Here is a 17,440-nt window from a genome sequence, read left to right on the forward strand (position 1 = left end):
TTCAGTACGCGTACCCAAGAGCCTACGACTTATTTATGAAGGACATCGCGGACAAATTCACCGCGATCCGTCCAGACGTGCACGTTGAGTTTCTTCCAGCCGCGACCGACTACATCGATCTTGCCCAGAAGATGCTGCGGGCAGCGATTGCTAGCGGGATGCCGGATGTGACGATCGGCGGCATGAATACGGTCGACATGCTTGCCGAGCGCAAGTTGATCATGCCACTGAAGCCCCTGATCGCATCGGAGAAGGACTGGGAAAGTCTCGGCTACAGCCCGTCGATCCTGAGTTTAGGGAGCGTGGGTGGCGAACCCTATTGCATGCCCTTCACCATCGCCATCAAAAGCATCTACTATAATCTCGACTTGGTGAAGCGTGCCGGCGGCGATCCCGACAACTTGCCGAAAAGCTGGGACGAGGTCATCGCATTGCAACGGAGGATCCAGGGATTGGGCAATAGCGTCAGCGGTCTCTACGCCGACTACTATTTCGACAATAATTTCACCTTCCAGTCTCTTATCCAGACGCAAGGAGGTGCGATGGTCGCTTCGAACGGTCACGTAGCGTTCGGAAGCAAGGAGGGCTTGCAAGCGCTCAAGTGGCTCCGTGGCTTCGGCGAGGCCGGCATGATCGATATGACGGCTCAACAATCGTATCAGGCTTTTGCGGGTGGCACTATCGGCATCCTCGTGGCGTCTAGCTCGAATATTATTCGGCTGCAGAAAGAGTCGGGTGGCCGCTTTCCCATAAAGGTTGTCGCGTTTCCCCGTGCAAGTAATGGTAAGGTCCCCGGAGGTGGCGCGTCGGTGATGCTTCACGCCCAAGAAAGCGACAAGCTGAAAGCGGCTTGGGATTTCGCCAAGTTTGTCACTGGTCCGGTTGGATCGACGATCATGGTTCATCAAGACGGCTATTTGCCGGGCAACAATTTGGTGATCAACGACCCGCGCTACTTGAAGTCGTTCTATGAGCAGAATCCGGCGCAGCGGGCAATGGTCGAGCAGTTGCCGCTTCTCACCAAATGGCACAATTGGTCGGGTGAGAACTCACTCAAGATTATTGATGTGATCCGCGATCATATGCAGCAGGTCGTCACCCTGAAGAAGGCGCCGGAAGAAACCATCGCCAAGATGGTCTCCGATGTCGAGGCACTGCGCAAACTTTGAGATAGCGACGCTTTGGAATTCAATCTCTGCCCGCTCCATAGTCGGCGGGCAGGAATGTGAAGTTGTAACGGATTAGGGAACTCAAGATGAAACCGAACGGCACGTCATATGATCCTCGATCCCACAGAATGAAAACCTTCTGTAATCACCGGCAGGCTTTTCTCGACGGCGACGATTCTCCCTCCGAGTATCTCGAGCGTTGCCTCAACGTCATCCGGGAGCGGGAACCTGTCGTCCAGGCGTGGGAGGCGATGGACATCGAAGGAGCTCGTCGGTCTGCTGCCGAAGCGACCGAGCGCTATAAAGCGGGCAAGCCGATATCTTCGATCGATGGCATGCCGATGGGCGTCAAAGACCTTGACAAGATGCGTGGCCTGCCAACTGCGGAAGGCGTTGCTGGATATCAACCGGAAAACGACGTTGAAGATGCACCCTGTGTAGAAGCGTTGCGTAGAGCCGGTGCCGTGCTGCTCGGCAAGCTGACGGCAACCGAGCTTGGGAAAAGCGGTCCGGCGAAGACTCGCAATCCCTTCAATCCGCGGCATACGCCTGGTGGATCGTCGAGCGGTTCCGCCGCCGCGATCGGCGCCGGAATGCTGCCAGCCGCGATTGGCTCCAATGGAGGCGGCTCGCTGCTAAGGCCTGCCGGCTTTTGTGGGCATTTTGGTATCAAACCCACCACCGGAGTTCTCCGCCAAGAAGTTAGCTCGAACATATCTTGCCTCGGCGTGCATGCGGGCTCCATCGAGGACATGTGGCATGTCCTTTATGAGACAGCGCGGCGCTCAGGAGGCGAACCAGGAGAACCGGGTCTATTCGGACCGAAGAACGCACCGTGTGGAAGGTGCCCGTCCCGAGTCATCATCATGGAATCTCCCGGTTGGCCAACCGTCGATGCCGACACTCGTGAGGCTTTCGAAGCGTTGTTGGAGCAGCTACGATCCAATGATGTCACCGTCGTAACGAGGAAGGACGATCCCGCCGTTGAGGCGTTCGAGCAAATCCTCGAACGGGCGGAGGAGATTGTGTATACGACACTAACCTTCGAGGGACGTTGGAGCTTCGAGAACGCGGTACGTCGATTCAAAATATCAGAGTTGAACTTGGAGCATCTCGAACGGGCAAGGAAAGTCACTATTGACGACTACCGAAGGGCGTTGGATCTCCAAGCTACCGCTTTGCGCCGGTTTTCTAGTTTGTCTGGCATTGGCGATGTCTTGTTAAGCCCGACCTCACTAGGTCCGGCTCCAGTGGTCGGCAGCGCAAACGAAACGGAAAGGTCGACTGAAGCCGGTGATCCGGGCAGGGCAATTCAGACCAGCTACAATGGGAATCCAGCTTTCAACCTATGCGCTGCCGCGGTTCGCGCTCCTGCGGTAACCCTGCCACTAATGGCAATTCGTGGCCTGCCGGTCGGTCTTCAGGTGATGGGACAGCGGCATGAAGACTATCGAGTTGTCGACGTGGCAAGTTGGATGAATCAAAATCTCACGCCCGTTTTAAAGGGGGCTGCGCCGTACCACGAAAACAATGAAGAGGACGTTATTCCAAACCGACACCACTACGTAGGCTTATGACTTTCGAAGCCATGCATTGGGAGCACAAGTAAGATTGCTCCCAAACGCGTCAGTATAATAGGTATCGATTAAAAATCCTGATTGCTCGACCAGTTGCAATCCATCAATTATCTCTTTATCTGCGTTCATAGGGTCGTCTTCAAACACGTAGTAATCTCCCGACATAAGGAAGCGGCTCAGGTAAGAAAATGTGGAAAAAATTTGCACATGCGCGTCGTCAATCACAAGCCAAGGATGAGGCAGCTTCTCCAGCAGCTTTTCGTCGAACGCGGCAACATCCGAGAGGTCAATCTGATGAAAGGTAAGAAGGGGATGCTTTGCATTCTCATGGATGCATTTAGGGTTCAAATCAAATGAGTGAACCTCACCTGGATTTTCACAAAGTACCGACATTTGGTCGGCGAACCACAGTCCGCTGCCCCCCTGAAACGAACCAAGTTCTAGAATTGTCCTCGGCTGAAGCTCCCAAATCAGCCTCGTATACAAAGCCAAATCAAAAGGGGTCTTGAGATTCATTAATCCTTTGTACGTCAGCGCCAAGGCTCCCACTTTTGTCCAGCGATTGGGAAAAACCTTTGGGTTAAGAGACGATTTCCATCCTCGCGCCGATGGCTTTGCAAAGCGGTCGGAACAGTCAGCATTCACGACGCTGCATAGTGGGATTGTCCACTCAAGATTTCCACCTGGTCTTATTTGATCCGGGTAGTTCTTGTGGACCGTTTCCCAAAAATCCTTGTATCCGGACGTGAGTTTCATGGGGCCATCTCCACACTGCACCTCTCGTTGTCTAGCAGGGGCAACTCGGTCGACCCACTAGCTTAAACCGACTAAACCAATGGCTAGCCCGCCTGGGCAGCTACCAAATCAAATAGGGAAGACCGCAAGTCCGATCAGGTCCGAGCCCCCTGACTAAAGCGAAATGCGCCTCAGCAATCATTCGATGATGTTGAGGCCACGCAACTTGTGCGGTCAGGATATCTCTATCGAGTCGACCGGTTTCGGCTTTATATGACGCTAATCGTCAAGCTTTCGCCTATGACGCAATCGACGGTGCAGGACCGAGTTGACAACTTATTCGGGGACCCGGCGACCGTCGAATATGGTATCGTCGGCTTGACGCTTTTTGAGCAGGAGTGCCCGGTGCTCATCTCATTGTTCGCGCCGGATTCCCTTAAACAGGGCAGCGTTCGAAGCTTCGCCTCAGCATGGGCATAGATCTCGCGGAAATATCCAGCTTTTATGTCGGCGGACGCGTCGCGACTGTTTCGGGTCGTGCGACCCGCAATGTCATCCTTCCACAGCATCCAGTTCCATATCTTGTCGATCCGAACGGCGATTTCGATGTCGGTCAGATTTATGTTCAAGCTTTTAAGCTAGCTCGGCCCAAGCATGCTGTGCCCTTGCTGCTTTGGCATGGCGGCGGGTTGACGGGCGCCGTATGGGAGACACAGGCCGACGGCGGACCGGGTTGGCTGAGCCACTTTCTGAGAGCCGGCTTAGATGTCTACGTCACTGACGCCGTTGGGGCGGGCCGTGCGTCGTGGGCGCATCAGCCTGAGCTCTTTCCTTCTGAGCCATTATTTCGCTCGAAACGCGAGTGTTGGGAACATTTCCGGATCGGACCGGTGGGTTCCTACGACACGGATCCCAAAAAGCGGCTGACCTTCGAAGGCACCCAATTTCCTGACGACAAGTTCGACCAATTCACCAAGATGATCACGCCACGCTGGGAGGGGGTGGAGGAGGCCTCCGCGGAGGCCTATTGCGCTCTCGTCGCGAGCATCGGGTGTTGCATTATCGTCGCTCATAGCTCAGCGGCGGCTTTCGCTTACGAGGCGGTGCGACGCATGCCAGACTTCGTCCGGGCTCTGTGCCTAGTTGAGCCAAGCGCTCCGCCCGCTTGGCCAATTTCTACAAGCATCCAAGTTTTCCAGGAGCGACGCCTGCTTCTTCTTTTTGGAGACTTTTTTGAGCACAGCAGCTGCTGGCGAACTCTACGAAGCCAGATGCAGAATTGGGCTCGCCAAGTGGATCGAGTGTCACTTCTAGAGTGGATGGATCTGCCACAACGTGGAATTGTCGGAAACAGCCATTGCCCAATGGCAGACAGAAACAGTGAAAGCATTGCCACTCTAGTTATCGACTGGCTAGTTCAATCGTGTGGAAGAGCCTAAAACGTACACTTTATTGCGATTGCAATCCCCTTCACGGCAACTTCGGAGAGCCGCTTGAGCGAGATGCGGCCCGTCCGCTGTGTGGAGCGTTAAACAACGGCGCGGCACTCGTCGTCGCAACTGTCGCGGCATCAAGCCGATGCATTCGGTGAATGTCTCCCGCTCTGTTCTATTCGACTGCGTATTCCAGGGATGGTGATCAGCGATTCCGGGCGATGGTGATCAGAAATTCCAGAAGATGGTGATCACTTGCGGAGGCGAACACGACTGACGTGTTTATGTGTGCGGGAAATGGTCTGCCTGGTCAAGACGGGCGTGAGGGTTTGGAGATCGTTCCAGCGGTCCATGGGAGGGCCCCGCGCGTGGCGCGGAGTGGCCCCCACGAGCGACGCAGCGGCGCGCGCGGGAGGGACCTGTGGGCCGGTGGGGCGATCGGGCGCGCGGTGGTCACGCGTTTGTCCTATCGTCGGTCCGCCGACGCAGGCTGTCACCTTTGAGCTCGATGCGGTGGGCGTTGTGAATGATGCGGTCCAATATGGCATCGCCGAGCGTGGGGTCGGCGAACACGTCAGAGTACCCCTATTCTTGAACGGGTCGTGTCTCACGTCACGATTACCGACCCGCATCATTTTCTTTTTGGGCACCGGCTTGAGGTGCTGAAGGAGCGGTCGGGGCGCGGTCCCGCCTACGTCGTTGTCGCGCTGCCGGACGGCCGGCCGCGGGCGGTTCGGATCGCGTCGACGGATCTTGCCGAGACGCCGATCACTTCCCGCCCGAACGCCGCCGATCTGCCGCGCATCAGTGCACGTACGCTGATCCCATTGATGCAACATTTGAGCGCGAGTCTGAGCCTTCTCGACGAGAAGGTGATTCGCGATGACCCACCGACCGCTTCCAGGTCGCGTTGCGTATCGACCCCTACCGACGTTGGCAAATCCCCCTGGCCGTCCGACGGCCGGCATTCCGCGCCTGTGGCCGAATCTGCCGACCGCGACGCAAACCCAGATCGCTCAAATCCTCGCCACGCTGCTGCGGCGAATGCAAGCGGTTCCCGGCACGCCCGGAAGGGGACTGGGTCGTGCTGATCAGCTCGAACGTCGCTGACGAGCGGCTCACGACTGCGCACCGAGCCAAGTTGGCCTATGTCTACGTGCGGCAGTCATCCGTGAACCAGGTGCGCCAGCACCAGGAGAGCACGGAGCTGCAGTACCGCCTCGTCGATCGCGCCATCGGTCTGGGCTGGCCGCCGGAGCGCGTCCAGGTCATTGACGAAGATCTGGGCAAATCCGGTGCTGGCGGCGTGGATCGTCATGGTTTCCAGAAGCTCATTGCCGAGATCGGCCTTGGCAACGCCGGTCTTGTGGTGAGCCTCGACGCTTCTCGCTTGGCCCGCAATAACCGGGACTGGCATCAGCTTCTCGAACTGTGCTCGGTGTTCAGCGTGCTCATTGCGGATGGCGAGCGGCTTTACGATCCGCGCGCCTACCACGACCGCCTGCTGTTGGGCTTGTCCGGCATCATGAGCGAGGCGGAGTTGCATCAGCTTCGGATGCGCCTTCACCAAGGGGAACGCCAGAAGGCGGCGCGGGGCGAACTGCGGCTGCCTCTGCCAGCCGGGCTCGCCTATGAGCGAGCGGGCACAATCATTCTCAATCCCGATGAGGAGGTGCAGGCCCGTCTTCATCTCGTGTTCGCCAAATTCCGGGAACTGCAAAGCGCTCGCCGTGTGATGCGTTACCTGGACAGGAACGGATTGTCCTTGCCGGTTCGACCGCTGCTTGGACCATTTCCACACGAGATCGTCTGGCGTGCGCCAGATAGTGCACGCGTCCTTAGCGTCCTTCAAAATCCGGCCTATGCTGGGGCGTATGTTTATGGCCGCCGGCAAAAGGATCCGAGCCGATGCCGGCCGGGATCGCTGACGGGAACGGTCAAGGTGGCGATCGGGGATTGGGCGGTTTGCCTCCACGCCGCTCACCCAGGCTACATCAGCTGGGAGGAGTTCATGGCCAACCAGGGGCGATTGGCAGATAACGTCTTCCGCTATGAGGCAGGACATTCTGGCGTACCGCGCAAGGGGGCAGCCCTGTTACAAGGAATTGCGATCTGCGGCCGTTGCGGACGGCGCATGAGCATGCGCTACACGGGCCCGAATGCCGACTATCCGGTCTATTGCTGCCGCTCGGATCGGGACCAGCAAGGCAGTGCACTGTGTCAGGAAGTCCGGGCCTTGGCGGTTGACACGCTGGTCGAGCGGGTGGTCCTCGATGCCCTGGTGCCGGATCAGATTGAGATCGCACTCGCGGCGGCGGGCCAACTGGAGCAGGAGAGCCGTCAGCTCGAGCGCCAGTGGGCGCTTCGCGTGGAGCGCGCCCGCTACGAGGCCGAGCGCGCTTGGCGTCAGTATGACGCCGTAGAACCCGAGAACCGTCTTGTGGCGCGCTCACTTGAGCGGGCTTGGGAAGAGAAGCTGCGTGTCGTCGAGGCGGTCGAGCAGCAGCATGCGCGTTGGCGAGTACAAGAGCCGCTTCTGATTGGCCCGGCGGAACGCGCTGGGCTACAAGCGCTCGGCGAGAACCTGCCGCGGATTTGGAATACGGCCACCACGTCGGCAGCCGATCGCAAGCGCATTCTGCGATTTGTCATCCGCGAAGTCGTTCTTGATCAGAAGCGGACCCGAGGTCAGGTGTGGCTCAAGATCGTCTGGCAGACCGGCGCAACCAGCCAGCATCACGTACAACGGCGCGTTCACACCTACCGCGATTACATCGACATTGATCGGTTGCGGCGACGGATCGTCGAGTTGAATGCTGAACACAAAATGGATGGCGAGATCGCGGCAATACTCAATCAGGAAGGCTTCGTCGCGGCCCGAGGCTGCGCCTTCAAAGGCGAGAACGTCTGGGTGTTGCGCACCCGCTGGGGCATTCCCACCGTCAAAATCAACGGCATGGACAAGAACCCGATGCGCTGGCCCGACGGGAGCTTCTCGATTCAGGGCGCTGCGGCCGAGCTTGGAGTAACCCCGCAGACGGTGTTCGATTATCTCGCGCGCGGATTGCTGGCAGGTCATCAGTTGGCCAAAGGCCAGCCATGGCAGATCGAGCTCTCCGACGAACAGATCAGTCAGCTTCGCAATCGGGTACGACGCACCAAGCGTTCGAAGAAGGAGGCATCATGAAGTCATCGGCTCGGCAATCACGTCATGCCATTGTGAAACCGGGACCTGACTTGTGATCACCAATGATCCCTTGTCGTAGCGGTCATCGACGATCTCGAGCAGATCACGGCGCTGGTCGGCGGTGAGCGGTTCGGGTCCCCAGTCGTCAAGGATGAGCAGGTCGACGCGCTCCAGCGCCGCGATCAGGCGAGCGAGACGGCCTTCGCCACGCGCCTGGCCGAGATCGGCAAACAAGCGGGGAACGCGCTTGTAGAGGACGGAGAAGCCATCGCGGCACGCCCTGTTGCCGAGCGCGCAAGCCAGCCAGGACTTGCCGGTGCCGGTCGGACCGACGATGACGAGATGGTTGTGCTCGCGGATCCATTGGCAGGTGGCGAGGGTCTGAAAGAGGGAGCGATCCAGACCACGAGCGGTGCGATAGTCGACATTCTCGATGGTGGCGGCCTGTCGGAGCTTGGCATTGCTCAAGCGCCGTACGAGGCGACGGTTGTCGCGCGAGGTGACCTCGCGATCGACGAGGAGGCCGAGCCAATCGGGGTGCGGCATCTCGGCGGCATCGGGATTGTTCTGAAGTTCGATGAGGGTATCTGCCATGGCAGTGAGGCCGAGCGCGCGCAGGCGTTCGACGGTCGGATGGATGAGCATGATGATCTCCTGATCAGTTGTAGTAGTTGCGGCCGCGGATGTTGGTGTGAAGGAGGATGGGCGCCTCCTGGGTCGGAGGCGCGGTTTTGTCGGTGCCGTTCTTGAGGATGGCAGCGACCGATTTGTAGGAACGGGCGTTGAGCAAAAGGGCACGGGCGCAGGCGGCGTCGACACGTTCCGCGACGTAGCGTTTGACCAGTCCGAGAATGCCGATGGCCGAGCGGAAGCCTTGTTCCGGATGCGGCCGCGAGCGCAGGATGACTTCGATCAGGGTCTCGGCGTCGGGTCCTACCTTAGCGGCTTCGGAGCGGATGCGCTCATGGGTCCAGTCGCGGTAGCGGCGATGCGAGCTGGGCATATGCTCGGCGATCGTCGTTGGACGGTGCGGCATGGTGCTGCGCAGATGTGAGGCGACGCGCTTGCCGCGCAGGAAAATCTCGATCGTTCGCGCGGTGATCCGTGCTTCGACCTCCTGATGCACAAGGTTGTGGGGAACGCTGTAATAGTGTTTGGCGATCTCGACATGATAGTCGAGGTTCACTCGACACCGCTTCCACTCCGCGTACTCGTATGGTTCGTCCGGCAAGGGGATGAGGGCCAGACGATCGAGCTCCTCGAACAGCTCACGCCGACTTCGTCCCCAGCTCCGGAGCGGCCGGTTGTTGAGATCGACGAGAAGCCCGTGGATCGCTTCGTTGAGGGCGGCGAGCGAGAAGAAGCGGTGATTGCGCAGACGAGCCAGAATCCATCGACCGACAATTTGGACACCCACTTCGACCTTGGCCTTGTCCCGCGGACGATACGGCCGCGCTGGGACAATGGCGGTACGGTAATGGCGGGCGAGATCGGCATAGGTCCGGTTGACCATCGGCTCGTGAAAGCAGGCCCGGGTGATGCCGGCCTTGAGATTGTCGCTCGCCGTCTGCTGGGCGGCGCCACCGAAATAGGAAAACGCGCGGACGTGGGAAGCGATCCAGTCCGGCAGGCTTTGGCTGAGGCTGGCCTCGGCATAGGTGTGTTCGAGGCGCCGAGCACCGCGACGAAGATCTGCGCCGTGCGCACCTCGCCGGTGAGCCCATCGACCACCTCCAGCGTGTGGCCGGAATAGTCGACGAACAGCTTCTCGCCGGCGACATAAACTTGACGCAGGGTCGGTTTGAGGCGGCCGGCCCATTCCTTGTAGCCTTCGCAGAACCAGGAATAGCTGAATGTGTCGGAGCGGGAGTCGCTGTACTCCTCCCATAGCAGCATCAGCGTGACGTTCCTCCGCCGCAGCTCGCGATGCACGAGCGCCCAATCCGGCTGCGGACGCTCATCGCTGGGCAGATCGGAAGGTGGCGGAAACAGGCGGTTCTCGAGCCGGCCATCGTCATCGAGCTCTGGCGGCAACGGCCAGGTCAGGCCGGCCCGGCGCGCTAGGTTGAGGTACTTGTTGACCGTGCCCTGGGCCAGGCCGAGGCTGCGGGCAACTGCGCGCTGCGACATGCCGACGCTGTGATGCAGGCGTAAAACTTCGCGAATGTGGCGCATGGACAGTCTCTCTGTCGGCATCTCGATCCTCTGCTGTCGGGCAAAAGACCAAGCTACCTGGGTTGCAGACTGTCAGTGGTGTCCGGCTCGCTGTCCCCGATCACGATCCGCTGGAAATAGCGATCACGATGCCTGGAAACGGTGATCACGACGATCTGGAGTGAGTGATCACGATGGCCTGGAATCGGTGATCACGATCGTCTGGAACGCGCACTATTCGACCACGACCCGAGGCGCGAAGGTGGCCGCGCGACGTGCGCTTTGTCATATCCGGGACAAGCCGCATGGCAGTTTACTACGCGCGGCTGCTCGATGAGTTATTATGTCCTGCGCCAACCAAAGGGCACTCATCGTTTTAGCGAATGGCACGGTCTTTGCTGGGAGCTCACTAGGCAATAGAACGAGGCCCACATGAAAGTCAGCGCCGTCACCTGATGGCTTTGTCAAAGACGCGGCAATTGGAGTGAGCTACAATGAGTGACACCGCCTTGATTGATAATCTCATTCCGTGTGCAGACGTGATCAAGCGCGCAGCGCGCATCGGCGCTGAAATCAAGAATATCAAGCTATCAGGGGACTTGTCTGATCAGACGATCGCCGCGATCAACCACTTGTTGCTCGAGCACAAAGTCATCTTCCTCCGCGACCAGGGCCATCTCGACGACGCTGAGCAGGACCGCTTTGCTCTTCGTTTTGGGGATCTTGTGCCCCATCCAACACGCAATGTCGTTAAGGGAACGGCCTCGATCCTGGAGCTCGATGCCGCCCGTGGCGGCAATCGTGCCGACATTTGGCACGTTGATGTGTCCTTCGTCGATGCCTATCCCAAGATTTCGGTGCTGCGAGGCGTTGTGATTCCAGCATTCGGTGGCGATACGATCTGGTCAAACACCGCCGCCGCCTATCTCGACCTGCCTCAGCCACTGCAACGGCTAGCCAACGAGCTCTGGGCAGTTCACAGCAATATCTACGACTACCAAGCTTTGAGAGTCCGGGCGAGAGACGCCGACAAGAAGCACTATGATGAGGTGGACAGCAAAACGATCTATGAGACCGAGCATCCCGTGGTACGTGTCCACCCCGAGACTAGCGAGCGCGCATTGGTGCTCGGTGATCTGGTGCAGCGTTTCGTCGGTATTCCGAAATATGACGGCCAGAAGCTGCTCAATCTGTTTCAGTCTCATATCACAATGCCAGAAAACACGGTGCGCTGGAACTGGAAGGAGGGTGACGTCGCGATCTGGGACAACCGCGCGACGCAACATTATGCGGTCAATGACTATGGCGACCAGCATCGTGTCGTTTGCCGCGCGACTATCGATGGCGAAGTGCCCGTCAGTGTCGACGGCCGACGCAGCGTAACGCGTATCAGGGCCGCCAAACGCCCACCCGCAAAGGTCGCCTAGCGCATTTGCGAAGTCGAACCAAACGGCCCGCTGGGCGTGGCCACGCTGGCTGGATTCATCATTGCCGTCATTTTCGTGTACTTGGCGATGACTTGGCCGTCCTCGGGCAGTACCTACATTCGGCGAGAGAACCGGGCAGTTGCGGTTTCAAATTGGCGAGAGTCTCGACCATTCGCGCAAGCTGAACCGTGGTAGCAGCACCATCGGACGGCAGGCACCTGAAAGTCATAACAGGTGTGACCTAGACGGTCTCGTAAGCCAATCCAGGACCAACTCCCCTGGCTCAAATGAAGGCCAGAGATAGATTGATGCACACGACACGTAGAACTCTGCTTCTTGCGGGTACTGCTTCAGTGGCCGGGGCACTTGCAACCCCAACGGTCAGCCGCGCTGGCAACATCGTTAAGCTGACGATCAGCCATGGCGCGCCGCGCTTTGCCAAGATGCTGGCGGATCTGGGGCGGCAGTTCACAGGTAAGAATCCCGAGACAGAAGTCGAGTTCGTCGCAAGCGGCGACAACTGGGATGTACTTTTGCAAAACACGTTCCGCGGAGCAGTCAGTGGCGATCTGCCAGATGGTACATGGCAGTCGCTCACTTACGCACGGAAGCTGGCGAAGCGCGGCATCTCACAATCGATCGACAACTTCTCCGGGGGCGTCGAGAACCTTGCGATAATAGGACTTTCGCTGCCCCTGATCGAGTCAACGATCGTAGACCGAAGGAGCTATTCACTACCGTTTGGAACAACGCTTCCGGTTGTTTACTACAATATTGCTCTCTTGAACTCGACAGGAGCCTCGCACGCTGAGCTGCCGAGGTCGTGGGACGAGATTATAGAAATCGGAAGGAAGGTTGCTTCGCTTGGTAGGAGCATTAGCGGCGGATATATCGAGTATGCGTCAACGAACGCGTGGATGTTTCAGAACATCCTTGGAACGCTTGGCGGGCGGATGATGAATGCCGAGCTGACCGATGTGGCATTCGATGAGCCTGAAGGACTGCAGGCCCTCGGAATCATGGCTAAGTTCGGCCAGACCAATAATTTTGACATGACAACGGAGCAAGCTCGTCACGCGTTCAACTCAGGAGTTATAGGCGTACATATTGGAACGGCCAGCACCATCAAGTCGGTCGCGAAGGCGGCATCTGCCCAGTTCGAGTTGCGGGTCGGCCCGTTGCCCGTTCAGGCACCCGGTGGTCGGCTTGTTGGAGCGGGGCATGGCTTCTTTATGTTCACCAAAGATCCAGCACGGCAAAAGCGCCTCTGGGACTTCATCAAATTTGCGGCCGGCGCCGATGGTCAGGCCATCCTGGCCAAGCATAGCGGATATTTGCCGATCAATATGATCGCCCTCAATGATCCGCAGTTCCTTGAACAGTATTTCGCGGTCAATCCTTATCACCGTTCTGTCGTCGAGCAGCTGCCCTTCAGCGCCGATCAGTTTTCTTTTCCTACCGACAATTCCGCGAAGATCATGGATATAATGTCCGACACGATGCGGAAGGTGGTAACTCAAAAGTCCGAGCCGAAGCGAGCGCTGACTGAGTTGGCCCGACAGACTCGAGAGTTGTTATAGAGTTACGCACGGGCCGTTTTCACCGTGCAGTACTGGAACGCCGGCATAAACATGTCGAATATCTGGCGCCGGTGTAGTGTGATCGCGCGGGCAATGAACGACCCGCGGTCTGGGTGGCCACGTCCCGAGCGCGAAATAGCCTGAGATGCGCTGCGGACAAATCGCGGAGCGACGTTTGGGCGGTCGAGCCGAAACGCAAAATGGCAACGGGAATGCGTCGAGCAGCGCCAGCGGGTATCCGCCACGCATTGGGTGACGCACGCGCCACGTGTCGCTCGAAGAGGCCCGCATTACACGGCGCACGTCCCAATCAGATTACCAGAATCGGGACGTGACCAGGTATGTTCGCGGTAAGAGCCGTAGATCCGGCCTACTGTACGTTGAGCAAAGGTCCCTCCCCAGAACAGGTGGGGCCTCGATACTTGTGGAGGCGTACCTTCCATTGCTAATCCGCCGTAAGCCAATATGCGGCTGCTCACGATGACAAGGTGTTGTAAGTCCGTTGACCGCTCGCGCTTGTAAGGGTAGTGCGACGACACGGCGCAAAACGCGACACTCTAGTCGGCAGTCGATGTTTCATTGGTATGTCTAAATCATTGGGCACGCCAAGAGTGGGCGACCGACATCTCAAAAGTGCCAGCGAAGTGCTATCTTAACCAGACGATCGATTTTGTATGATGTCGCGGAAGCGGGGCAGTTCGGTTTGGCTAACATGTGGGCGGTTCGCCTCCGAACGACAGAATGCCTCGGAACAGAAGCGGATGGGGAAACCAGGTTGGACCGCTGCGTTCACAAGAAACCATGCTGGGTGGGTCATACTTCGCCTGGTCTGGCTCTTTGGTATTGAAAGGCGCCAGCAGCCATCATCGTCGAATAGTCGCGGCGACTCCGAAACACCACAAAGGAAGATGGTTATGAGTACTCCCTTGACATGGCGCTGCTATGATGGCTGTGCGGTTTGCTACGATGAGTATAGACCCAGATATCCGGGGGAGGCGTTTAGCATTTTGTCAGGCTATCATGCGGGACATCCGCCGCTGCGTACAGCCGCAGATGTCGGCGCCGGTACGGGGATTTTCAGTAGACAACTCATGGAGTCGGTGCCGAGCATCGCTATATTGACGTGCATTGAAGCGAACTCGGATATGGCGACCATCGCCAAAGAGCGTTCGGCCGCTTTTCCTGGGCTCGACGTACAAGTCGGGTTTGCAGAGAGCCTCCCGCTGTCGAACTGTTCATGCGACCTCGTAACCGCAGCGACTTCGGCCCACTGGTTCGATAGGCCAAAATTTTACGACGAGGCCGTGCGGGTGCTGAAGCCCTATGGAACCTTGTTACTCCTTCAGAACAGACATCGATACAGGGAGAGCGCTTTCCTGGATGATTTTTCCAGTTTTCAAGAGCGTCACATCCCTGGATATCAACGAGGTCTCTACTCGGAATCCTCAGGCGGCTATGGGAAACCTGATTTTGAGGCGGAACTCCGTTTGCATTCCAATTTGGAAGCTGTCGAGCGCCACCAGATAGAATGGCGCCAAACGGTTACCGCAGATCAGTTTCGCGGCTATTGTTATTCTATGGCACATATAAAAACGGCGATCGCTCAATCTGGCGCTGCCACTATCGCGAAGGAGATCGATACGCTTCTGGGGCGGCATCAGGATTCTTCAGCCAATATTGGCGTTGAATGGTTCACGGAAATCGTTCTCGGCAGAGCCACGCCTAGTCGTCGGCCTCAGATCTGATTCGTAGCCGGCGCCCCGATCATCCGCGCTCATCCGCGCTCATCCGCGCTAAAGCGTTGCTCTGACGGTTCCACTCAGCCGGAAAGCGAGGAAGAGGACGAGAGTCTCTCGACGACCGAAGGGTTCGCTTCTTAAACATGGGCCGAGTGGCCCCGGCAGGAAGTCCGAACAACCGAGCGATGCAATTTCAATTGGAAGAAGAATTGCCATCGGCAGATGCGGGCATCGAAATGGCGACGAGATGCGGCAGAGAGCTGCGATGCGCGCGTTCGATCCGGCTATCGCCGCCTCGTCTTCCTGCTTAGGCCAGACGCTTTGCGTCACCGCCAGGACAACAGAGGCGGTCCAAGCAAAGATCACCGTTCATGATCGTCGATATGTGAAGCTGACACGTCCAGGTCCACTAGACTGCGCGCGGAGAGCTGTCCCTTAAGTCGTGCTAGAAAGCGAGAGCATAGCATATCGACGGGCTGTTCGTTTTCCTCGAACGGAACAATCCAGACTGGCTGATCTGGAACGCTGCTTTCAGCGCAAGGGCCAAGAGCGGGTTTGCTGACAGAGGTCAGCCGTGCCTTTACACCCCCATTGCAAAGCTGCCTGATTGTCTTCCAATCGGGGTTTTCAGCGCCGAACGCTTGCTTATCGGCCTCTTCCGTCGGCCGTCCCTTGCTTTCACGATGAAAAAAATCAAAGGTATGCGCCGTCGCCAAAATTGCGGTGAATAGATCGTCAATATTTTGACTGGAGGAAAATTGGCTCACCGCGCGCTCCGCGAATGCGATGTATTCACGCGCAGTCTCCGGGAACGTCTGCATCTAGACCCCCACATCCGAACTTTGAGCGACGCCACGTCGTTTGAGCAGCGCGCTGAGCCCGCTCGCCGAGCTCAACGGCTTTGCAGTCCACCCAGCATTGCCGAACTGCTTGCGAAGGGATGGACTTCGTAGCTCCCGCGTCATGGCTCCTAACCGGGCACTTCCGTCAATAATGCCATCGCGGAGCCGACCTTCAAGGCAATAATAAAGTTCCATTTGGTCAGCCTCATGTCTGGCAACAAGATAAATCTCATTGCCAGTCGCGACTCCGGTAATTGAACCTTCGAAGACGTCGCCTCGGTAGCGGCCCGAAATAGCCGCGCCCTCCTGGGTTAACTCCATGGCATGTTCTTCAACCCGGCTAGCGAAATTTACAGTACTGCTCCAGAGTCCCGCGAATACGTCACTAGGGTTCGGAACCGCCGCCTCAGGGGCGTTTTCGGCTTCAGATTGAAGAGTTTGGACAACGGTCTCCAGGGACCGAGCAACGAACCGAGCCTGCTCCTCATCGAAGAGGTTGAACGGATCAACAAGGACAACATTCTCGCTCGAGTGGAAGTCTGGAAGTTGAATCCGAAAACCATGAAGCATCCGGGCAACGATATCGTCAGCGGTTATCCGCTCGTTCGCCCAGCAAACTTTCAGCCTTGGTGTGAGTGACGACCAACTGGAGGGCTGAATGGAAACGCGAAACAGATCCGGTGAAAGGTGGGTAGAGATCGTCCTCAGGAGACGGAACCACTTTTCTTCATCCATCGCGCGCAAAGATGGAGTAAGCCAAGCCTCTAAAGCGACGACTGCGCCTACAATCTCTTCTTTGCCAACTTTCATCGCGCGGCCAAACGAAAAGTGCGGTGGACCGTTCGCCCAGGCCGCCCGCACGAGTTGTTCTGATCCGATCAATAGCCCTGTTGACTGCGGACCGCGCAGATATTTTCCGCCTGAATAAATAGACAATGTTGCGCCGCGGGATATCCAAGGGTCTGGCTTGCCAGGGGACAACCCAGCCGCATCCACCACGATCGGTTTATGCCCAACGCATTCACGTATCGCCTCCAAGGACATCCCGCCTTCAGCCGTCTCAGCTCTTCCTAGTAAACAGATCATGCAAGCTGATTCAGTTAACTCAGCAAGGGATTCGAGACTATCGAACGGAACAAGCTCTGCTCCAACAATGCTTATGACTGAGTCATATGGAAATCGATGCGCACGCGGAATCAGGACTCGGTTCTTCAAACCGCAGCATTTAGGCAGGCGCGTCATTGCAATCGGTTCATTGCCGACGATGCATGCGGCGGTTGCCAATGCAAGTGCCGCAACACTGCCCGCGGTCACGATGCCCCATTCCGCCCCGGTGATCTGAGCGATGTATTGACCAACCCCTTCCGCGAGTTCATCCATGTCGACGAATGCTTCGCTCGCAGCATTCATCGCTCGCTCCACCATTGGAATCGGGTTGCTGCCACCAAAGCTCGATCTCGTCCCAGCGCAATTGATGATTGGTTGAACGCGCAAGGCGTCGTAGATCCAGCCAGGGGGGTGCTCTTCGTTGGATCTAAGTTGATCAGCTAACGAACGAAATTGAGGGCTTGAAGTCATGAACATGCGTGTCCTGGCG

The 17,440-nt window shown here is 57.7% G+C and carries 11 protein-coding genes and 3 pseudogenes; 8 read left to right on the forward strand and 6 right to left on the reverse strand.

Features of this window, described 5'->3' with window-relative positions; translation table 11 throughout:
- Positions 1–35: 35 nt before the first annotated feature.
- Both GGD66_RS33325 and GGD66_RS33330 read left to right on the forward strand, forming a co-directional pair.
- Positions 36–1,169 carry an extracellular solute-binding protein gene (locus GGD66_RS33325; protein WP_183260808.1) on the forward strand — a complete coding sequence of 378 codons (1,134 nt, stop codon included), beginning with the start codon at positions 36–38 and terminating at the stop codon, positions 1,167–1,169.
- 128 nt (positions 1,170–1,297) lie between these two features.
- The gene (locus GGD66_RS33330; protein WP_183260810.1) at positions 1,298–2,746 is read left to right on the forward strand and encodes an amidase; all 1,449 of its coding nucleotides are present in this window, start codon (positions 1,298–1,300) and stop codon (positions 2,744–2,746) included.
- On the opposite strand, the gene GGD66_RS33335 is transcribed toward GGD66_RS33330, so the two are convergent.
- Complete coding sequence (locus tag GGD66_RS33335) at positions 2,741–3,502, reverse strand: CmcI family methyltransferase (protein ID WP_183260812.1); 762 nt, start codon at positions 3,500–3,502, stop codon at positions 2,741–2,743. The two genes, GGD66_RS33330 and GGD66_RS33335, sit on opposite strands and share 6 nt — an antisense overlap.
- A gap of 183 nt (positions 3,503–3,685) precedes the next feature.
- Between GGD66_RS33335 and GGD66_RS42490 the strand changes: the two are divergent.
- Together GGD66_RS42490 and GGD66_RS33345 are read left to right on the forward strand one after the other, a co-directional pair.
- Positions 3,686–3,961, forward strand: a pseudogene (locus GGD66_RS42490) (DUF1045 domain-containing protein); the annotation flags it as partial.
- The gene (locus tag GGD66_RS33345) at positions 3,952–4,920 is read left to right on the forward strand and encodes an alpha/beta fold hydrolase (protein ID WP_183260815.1); all 969 of its coding nucleotides are present in this window, start codon (positions 3,952–3,954) and stop codon (positions 4,918–4,920) included. The pseudogene GGD66_RS42490 and the gene GGD66_RS33345, both read left to right, overlap by 10 nt.
- A gap of 447 nt (positions 4,921–5,367) precedes the next feature.
- Here the strand turns inward: GGD66_RS33345 and GGD66_RS33350 are convergent.
- Positions 5,368–5,487, reverse strand: a pseudogene (locus GGD66_RS33350) (ATP-binding protein); the annotation flags it as partial.
- Positions 5,488–5,998: 511 nt separating this feature from the next.
- Between GGD66_RS33350 and GGD66_RS33355 the strand changes: the two are divergent.
- A complete protein-coding gene (locus GGD66_RS33355) occupies positions 5,999–8,101 on the forward strand; it encodes a recombinase family protein (protein ID WP_183260817.1) in 2,103 nt (700 codons plus the stop codon).
- On the opposite strand, the gene istB is transcribed toward GGD66_RS33355, so the two are convergent.
- Together istB and istA are read right to left on the reverse strand one after the other, a co-directional pair.
- The gene (gene istB, locus GGD66_RS33360) at positions 8,096–8,746 is read right to left on the reverse strand and encodes an IS21-like element helper ATPase IstB (RefSeq protein ID WP_183260819.1); all 651 of its coding nucleotides are present in this window, start codon (positions 8,744–8,746) and stop codon (positions 8,096–8,098) included. The two genes, GGD66_RS33355 and istB, sit on opposite strands and share 6 nt — an antisense overlap.
- Before the next feature lie 13 nt (positions 8,747–8,759).
- A pseudogene (istA, locus tag GGD66_RS33365) lies at positions 8,760–10,297 on the reverse strand (IS21 family transposase).
- Positions 10,298–10,749: 452 nt separating this feature from the next.
- On the opposite strand from istA, the gene GGD66_RS33370 reads away from it, so the two are divergent.
- The 3 genes from GGD66_RS33370 to GGD66_RS33380 all read left to right on the forward strand — a co-directional run bounded on the left by GGD66_RS33370 (position 10,750) and on the right by GGD66_RS33380 (position 15,007).
- Positions 10,750–11,682 carry a TauD/TfdA family dioxygenase gene (locus tag GGD66_RS33370; RefSeq protein ID WP_183260821.1) on the forward strand — a complete coding sequence of 311 codons (933 nt, stop codon included), beginning with the start codon at positions 10,750–10,752 and terminating at the stop codon, positions 11,680–11,682.
- Between the two features lie 308 nt (positions 11,683–11,990).
- Entirely contained in the window at positions 11,991–13,262 is a 1,272-nt protein-coding gene (locus GGD66_RS33375; protein ID WP_183260823.1) for an extracellular solute-binding protein, read from the forward strand.
- Positions 13,263–14,176: 914 nt separating this feature from the next.
- The gene (locus GGD66_RS33380) at positions 14,177–15,007 is read left to right on the forward strand and encodes a class I SAM-dependent methyltransferase (RefSeq protein WP_283814505.1); all 831 of its coding nucleotides are present in this window, start codon (positions 14,177–14,179) and stop codon (positions 15,005–15,007) included.
- Positions 15,008–15,363: 356 nt separating this feature from the next.
- Here GGD66_RS33380 and GGD66_RS33385 read toward each other — a convergent pair whose 3' ends face one another.
- Both GGD66_RS33385 and GGD66_RS33390 read right to left on the reverse strand, forming a co-directional pair.
- Entirely contained in the window at positions 15,364–15,822 is a 459-nt protein-coding gene (locus GGD66_RS33385) for a hypothetical protein (RefSeq protein WP_183260829.1), read from the reverse strand.
- Positions 15,823–17,427, reverse strand: a complete 1,605-nt coding sequence (locus GGD66_RS33390; protein WP_210321758.1) for a hypothetical protein — start codon at positions 17,425–17,427, stop codon at positions 15,823–15,825.
- Positions 17,428–17,440: the final 13 nt, after the last annotated feature.

It is taken from the genome of Bradyrhizobium sp. CIR48 (genome assembly GCF_014198315.1).
Taxonomy (GTDB): Bacteria; Pseudomonadota; Alphaproteobacteria; order Rhizobiales; family Xanthobacteraceae; genus Bradyrhizobium.

Coding starts and splice junctions, on each gene's coding strand:
- GGD66_RS33325 (WP_183260808.1), top strand. CDS start 36: ATGAAGGACATCGCGGACAAATTCACCGCGATCCGTCCAGACGTGCAC.
- GGD66_RS33330 (WP_183260810.1), top strand. CDS start 1,298: ATGAAAACCTTCTGTAATCACCGGCAGGCTTTTCTCGACGGCGACGAT.
- GGD66_RS33335 (WP_183260812.1), bottom strand. CDS start 3,502: ATGAAACTCACGTCCGGATACAAGGATTTTTGGGAAACGGTCCACAAG.
- GGD66_RS33345 (WP_183260815.1), top strand. CDS start 3,952: ATGGGCATAGATCTCGCGGAAATATCCAGCTTTTATGTCGGCGGACGC.
- istB (WP_183260819.1), bottom strand. CDS start 8,746: ATGCTCATCCATCCGACCGTCGAACGCCTGCGCGCGCTCGGCCTCACT.
- GGD66_RS33370 (WP_183260821.1), top strand. CDS start 10,750: ATGAGTGACACCGCCTTGATTGATAATCTCATTCCGTGTGCAGACGTG.
- GGD66_RS33375 (WP_183260823.1), top strand. CDS start 11,991: ATGCACACGACACGTAGAACTCTGCTTCTTGCGGGTACTGCTTCAGTG.
- GGD66_RS33380 (WP_283814505.1), top strand. CDS start 14,177: ATGAGTACTCCCTTGACATGGCGCTGCTATGATGGCTGTGCGGTTTGC.
- GGD66_RS33385 (WP_183260829.1), bottom strand. CDS start 15,822: ATGCAGACGTTCCCGGAGACTGCGCGTGAATACATCGCATTCGCGGAG.
- GGD66_RS33390 (WP_210321758.1), bottom strand. CDS start 17,427: ATGTTCATGACTTCAAGCCCTCAATTTCGTTCGTTAGCTGATCAACTT.